Consider the following 1,006-nt stretch of genomic DNA (forward strand, 5'->3'; position numbering starts at 1 on the left):
CAGGCTGCTGAAGTACTAGCCGCGCAAAAAGCGAAGCTTGCCTCTACAAGGCTGAAGGGCTCGCTATTTTTCACAATCCGGAAGCCGAGCGTCACTTCACCGACTTTTTCGTTGATTTGGCGACCGTTTCCGGCCTCACTACCGCGATTACTGCAACTATGGACGGATTTGTCCCAGCGAGCGCATGCGCACGAGGTTGTAGGCGGCCATACTCAGCACAAACATTTGGTCGACCTTCTTTCGACCGCGCACCATTACCTGGCGCATGCGCCCAACGGTCTTGGCCCATCCAAAGCCTTGTTCAATCAGCTTGCGCTTCTGCTGTGAGATGGCATAACCCTTGGTGCCTGCAATGGCGTCGGGAACGGCCGAGCGCCGGCCAGAGGTGTTTTGTGCGACGTGCGGCGTCACCTTCATCTCCAAGCAGGCTTGAATGAACTCATGCGCGTCGTAGCCCTTGTCCGCACCCACGGTGACTTCCACATTCAGGTCCTCAATCACCTGCCTGGCATCGTTGAGCATGACCTTCGCGGCTTCGCGCTCGGCGTGTCCGTCCGCATTGGTCACCATGGCGCTGACCACCAGGCCGTGGCGGTTGTCGCTCAAGGTATGCCCCATGTAGCGCAGTTCACTGGCAGTTTTGCCCTTGCGATACAGCCTGGCATCGGGATCGGTTTTGGACTCGTGCGTCTCGTTGCTGCGCTTTTCACCCTTGAAGTCAGCACCGTCGTTATCGTCTTTGTCGTCGCCATCCTTGCGTACAAAGCTCTTGTGGCCAGCCCACGCCTTAATCAACGTGCCGTCGACGCTGAAGTGCTCGCCCGACAGCCAGTCCTTCTTCTGCGCGATGGCCAGCACTTCGTTGAAGAAGTCGATCACAGCATCGTGCTTGATCAGCCGTTCCCGGTTCTTGCTGAAGACGCTGGGTACCCAGACCACATCATCCATCGCCAGGCCAATGAACCAGCGAAACAGCAAGTTGTAGTGCGTCTGTTCCATGAGCTGG

Annotated in this window: 1 protein-coding gene; it reads right to left on the bottom strand. The window is 57.5% G+C overall.

Annotation, left to right across the window (positions count from 1 at the left end):
• Window positions 1-156: 156 nt before the first annotated feature.
• Window positions 157-1,006 (bottom strand): IS5-like element ISRme1 family transposase (locus J8I34_RS34180; protein ID WP_209808592.1); only part of this gene is annotated, 850 nt, incomplete at its 5' end.

It is taken from the genome of Cupriavidus phytohabitans (genome assembly GCF_017815025.1).
GTDB lineage: Bacteria > Pseudomonadota > Gammaproteobacteria > Burkholderiales > Burkholderiaceae > Cupriavidus.